The sequence below is a fragment of the Burkholderia sp. Ac-20392 genome (assembly GCF_017104585.1).
Taxonomy (GTDB): Bacteria; Pseudomonadota; Gammaproteobacteria; order Burkholderiales; family Burkholderiaceae; genus Burkholderia; species Burkholderia lata.
On sequence record NZ_JAAGPB010000621.1, the window covers coordinates 1 to 4321 of the forward strand.

Consider the following 4321-nt stretch of genomic DNA (forward strand, 5'->3'; position numbering starts at 1 on the left):
CGAAGTCGCGCGGGCGGTGAAGGCCCATTTCGACGACCTTTCCGCGTGGCTGGTGCGTGTGCTCGAGACAGGGGTGCGAGACGGTGTCGTGCAGCCGGGCGTGTCGGTGCAGACCGAGGCCGCGACGCACTGCTGGTCGGCATGGCGCCCGAAGTGCGGCCCGCGCGCGTCGGCGCGGCGTTGCCGGTGTCGGCGGTCGCACCGACGCCGGCCGTCGATACCGACGCACCGCGCCGCTACGTGCTGTGGGGCGCGCTGGTCGTCGCGGTCGGCGTACTCGGCACGATTGCGTGGCGCCTCGCGAAAGGCGGCAGCGATACGCACGGCCGCGACGAGTGACGCAACGCGCTCGTCGCCCGTCTTTACGCGCCATTTATCGGGCGAACCTGTTTCTTTCGACGGTCGCAACGCATAACTGCGTACAGTCGTCGCATCGGAACCACGATGCGACGACATGCAGGAAACCTATCCATCGTATGACCGGCCGCTGCCACGCATGCGTGTGCATCCGGCCCTGCGCCTGAAGCGGCTTCTGCTGCCATTCCCGATCGCACTGTCGCTGTCGATCGCCCTGCCCGCGCATGCCGACGACACGCCTGCAGCGCCGGCCACCGCCGCCAGCACGCCCGATGCATCGCCGCCTCCCACCCTCGACACGATCATCATCGCGCTGCGCAACCGCTTCCACGTCGCGTATGCCGATGCGCGCACGATCGCCCGCGCAGTGCAGACCGAATCGGATCGCTACGGGCTTGCCCCGGCGCTGCTGCTCGCGATCATCGCGGTCGAATCGGGCTTCGATCGCCACGCGGTCAGTGTCGCCGGCGCGCGCGGGTTGATGCAGGTGATGCCCACCGCCCATCGCGATCTCGTCGCGCATGTGAAAGACCTGTCCGACCCGGCCACCAACGTGCGGATCGGTGCGGCCATCTTCCGCGGCTATCTCGACGATGCGGACGGCGACGTCGAAACCGCGCTCGTGCGCTACAACGGCGGCACGAAGCGCTATGCGCAACGGGTCGCACTGCGCGTGCAGCAATTCGATGCGCAGTTGCGACGCTCGAACGGCGTCGCGAGCGACGAGCTGAGGACGGCCGCGAACCCCTGAACGCGTCGCTACCGCGCGCCGTCGAGCCGGTAGCCGACACCCGTCTCCGTGACGATGTACGCGGGCCGCCTCGGATCACGCTCCAGCTTGCGCCGCAGGTGGCCGACATACACGCGCAGATAGTGCGCATCCTTGCCGTGCGTCGCGCCCCACACCTCGTTCAGCAGACGGTCGTGCGTGAGCGGCCGGCCCGCATGATGCGCGAGCACGGCCAGCAAGCGGAATTCGATCGGACTCAGATGCACGCGCGCCCCACCGCGCAACACCTGGCGATCGCCGAGATCGACGCTCACGTCGCCGAAGCACACTCGCACCGCATCGAGGCGCCCGCCACCGGCTTGCCGCCGCAGGTGCGCACGAATTCTCGCGATCAGCTCGGCGGCGCCGAATGGCTTGGTCAGGTAGTCGTCCGCGCCTGCGTCGAGCGCGGCCACCTTGTCGCTTTCCGCACTCAGCGCCGACAGCACGATCAGCGGCGCAGCCGAGCACGCGCGCAGCGCACGGATCAGTACGGTGCCGCCCATGTCATGCAGGTTCGTGTCCGCGACGATCAGGTCGGGACGGCGCGCGCCGACGGCCGCCACGCCCGCCGCACCGGTCGCGGCCTCGCAGACGTGCATGTGTTCGGCCTTCAGCGCGACACGGACGAAATGCCGGATGAACCTGTCTTCGTCGACGATCACGATGACGACGGCCGGTTCACTCATGCGGCAGCGCCTGCGCACGCGACATGATGCGCGCCCATGCTCAGGCCCATCCGCATGCCACCAGCACCATGTCGATCAGCTTGATGAACGGGAACGGCAGCAGCACGCCGCCGAAGCCGTACAGCAGCAGGTTCCTGCGCAGCAGCGGCGCGGCGCCGAGCGGGCGATAGCGCACGCCCTTCAGCGCGAGCGGGATCAGCGCGACGATGATCAGCGCGTTGAAGATCACCGCCGACAGGATCGCCGACGCCGGTGACGCGAGATGCATCACGTCGAGCACGCGCAGCTGCGGGTACGTCGTCGCGAATGCGGCCGGGATGATCGCGAAATACTTCGCGATGTCGTTCGCGATCGAGAACGTCGTCAGCGATCCGCGCGTCATCAGCATCTGCTTGCCGATCTCGACGATCTCGATCAGCTTCGTCGGGTTCGAGTCGAGGTCGACCATGTTGCCGGCTTCCTTCGCCGCCTGCGTGCCGGTGTTCATCGCCACGGCGACGTCGGCCTGCGCGAGCGCCGGCGCGTCGTTGGTGCCGTCGCCCGTCATCGCGACGAGGCGGCCTGCCGCCTGATGTTCGCGGATCGTCGCGAGCTTGGTTTCCGGCGTCGCTTCCGCGAGGAAATCGTCGACACCCGCTTCCGCCGCGATCGCCGCGGCCGTCAGCCGGTTGTCGCCCGTCACCATCACGGTCTTGATGCCCATCTTGCGCAGTTCCGCGAAGCGCTCCCTGATGCCGCCCTTCACGATGTCCTTCAGCTCGATCACGCCGAGCACGCGTGCGACGCCGTCGACTCGCTCCGCCACCGCGAGCGGCGTGCTGCCGCGACGCGCGATGTCGGTCACGACCGCTTCGACTTCGCGCGTGACGCGGCCACCGTGGGACTCGACGTAATGCTTGATCGCGTCCGCCGAGCCCTTGCGGATCTCGCGGCCGGGCGCCCCGGAGGAAGTCCCCTTGGGGGAAAGGTCGACGCCGCTCATCCGCGTCTGCGCGCTGAACGACAGGAACACCGGATGCAGCGCCTGCATGTCGCGCTCGCGCAGGTTGAAGCGTTGCTTCGCGAGCACGACGATGCTGCGGCCCTCCGGCGTTTCGTCGGCGAGCGACGACAGTTGCGCGGCATCGGCCAGCGCTTCCTCGGTCACGAACGGCGCGGGCACGAACGCCGACGCCTGGCGATTGCCGAGCGTGATCGTGCCGGTCTTGTCGAGCAGCAGCACGTCGACGTCGCCGGCGGCTTCCACCGCGCGGCCCGACGTCGCGATCACGTTTGCCTGCATCATCCGGCTCATCCCGGCCACGCCGATCGCGGACAACAGCCCGCCGATCGTCGTCGGAATCAGGCACACGAGCAGCGCAACGAGTGCGGTGATCGTCACGACGTGGCCGGCCTTCATCGCCTCGACCGCGAACGTCGAAAAAGGCAGCAAGGTGGCGGTGGCAAGCAGCATCACGATCGTCAACGCGACGAGCAGGATCGTCAGCGCGATTTCGTTCGGCGTCTTCTTGCGCTTCGCGCCCTCGACCATCGCGATCATCCGGTCGAGGAACGCTTCGCCCGGATTGACGGCGACGCGCACGACGATCCAGTCGGACAGCACGCGCGTGCCGCCCGTCACCGACGAGAAATCGCCCCCCGCCTCGCGGATCACCGGTGCGGATTCGCCGGTGATCGCCGATTCGTCGACCGATGCGACGCCTTCGATCACGTCACCGTCGGCGGGGATCGTATCGCCGGTTTCGACGAGCACGACGTCGCCCTTGCGCAGGTCGGCCGACGCCATCACCTCGACGGCCGCCTTCGCACGCGGCGCCGCGAGCTTCTTCGCGACCACGTTGTGTTTCGCACTGCGCAGCGATGCGGCCTGCGCCTTCGAGCGCCCTTCCGCGAGCGCTTCGGCGAAGTTCGCGAACAGCACGGTGAACCACAGCCACAGCGCGATCGCCACGATGAAACCGGCGGGCGCTTCGGCCTGGCCGAACAGCGCGGCAATCCACAGGATCGTGGTCAGGATGCTGCCGACATACACGCAGAACATTACCGGGTTGCGGAACTGCGTGCGCGGCGTGAGTTTCCGGAACGAATCGGCGATCGCCGGACGCACGAGCGAGGGATCGAACATCGAACGCGCGGCCGTGCGCGCATGGCCCGGCTGCGCGGGGCGCGGGCCTGTCAGGGGGGCGAGAGACATGGCGGTTTCCTTTTGCCGGCGCGCCGGCGCGAAGGCAGCCGGCATCGGTCAGGCGAGCCGGCTGCCTTCGCGCGTACTCGCGTGCGGCTTCCGTTTCCACGCAACCATCTTATGAAGGTTCGCGTGAAGATCGCGGCAAAGGATCGCGTCGGGGTATAAAAAGCGCGTAAACGTCCGTTTCGCCGCGGCGCGGCGGGGGTGTCTCAAGGGCCGTACACGAGCGGGAGCGCCACACTCCGCTCATTCGACGTTTACGCGGCAAAGCAGGAAAACGAACCGGGGCGCGGCGTTCAGCCGAACGTGTAGCGCCCG

General features: G+C 68.2%; 3 protein-coding genes and 1 pseudogene. 2 read left to right on the forward strand and 2 right to left on the reverse strand.

Annotation, left to right across the window (positions count from 1 at the left end; genetic code table 11):
- Nucleotides 1–120 precede the first annotated feature (120 nt).
- Together G3N99_RS35670 and G3N99_RS35675 are read left to right on the forward strand one after the other, a co-directional pair.
- Nucleotides 121–339: pseudogene (locus G3N99_RS35670) on the forward strand (DUF3999 family protein); the annotation flags it as partial.
- 115 nt (nucleotides 340–454) lie between these two features.
- Nucleotides 455–1108 carry a lytic transglycosylase domain-containing protein gene (locus G3N99_RS35675; protein WP_206124703.1) on the forward strand — a complete coding sequence of 218 codons (654 nt, stop codon included), beginning with the start codon at nucleotides 455–457 and terminating at the stop codon, nucleotides 1106–1108.
- An 8-nt stretch (nucleotides 1109–1116) separates the two neighbouring features.
- Here the strand turns inward: G3N99_RS35675 and G3N99_RS35680 are convergent, their stop codons facing one another.
- Complete coding sequence (locus tag G3N99_RS35680; RefSeq protein WP_206124704.1) at nucleotides 1117–1815, reverse strand: winged helix-turn-helix domain-containing protein; 699 nt, start codon at nucleotides 1813–1815, stop codon at nucleotides 1117–1119.
- Nucleotides 1816–1855: 40 nt separating this feature from the next.
- Nucleotides 1856–3940: a potassium-transporting ATPase subunit KdpB gene (gene kdpB / locus G3N99_RS35685; protein ID WP_206124705.1), complete on the reverse strand. Its 2085-nt coding sequence runs from the start codon at nucleotides 3938–3940 to the stop codon at nucleotides 1856–1858.
- Nucleotides 3941–4321: the final 381 nt, after the last annotated feature.

Excerpts from the sequence above, each read along its gene's own strand:
- kdpB (WP_206124705.1), bottom strand. The coding sequence starts at position 3,940 with ATGTTCGATCCCTCGCTCGTGCGTCCGGCGATCGCCGATTCGTTCCGG.
- G3N99_RS35675 (WP_206124703.1), top strand. The coding sequence starts at position 455 with ATGCAGGAAACCTATCCATCGTATGACCGGCCGCTGCCACGCATGCGT.
- G3N99_RS35680 (WP_206124704.1), bottom strand. The coding sequence starts at position 1,815 with ATGAGTGAACCGGCCGTCGTCATCGTGATCGTCGACGAAGACAGGTTC.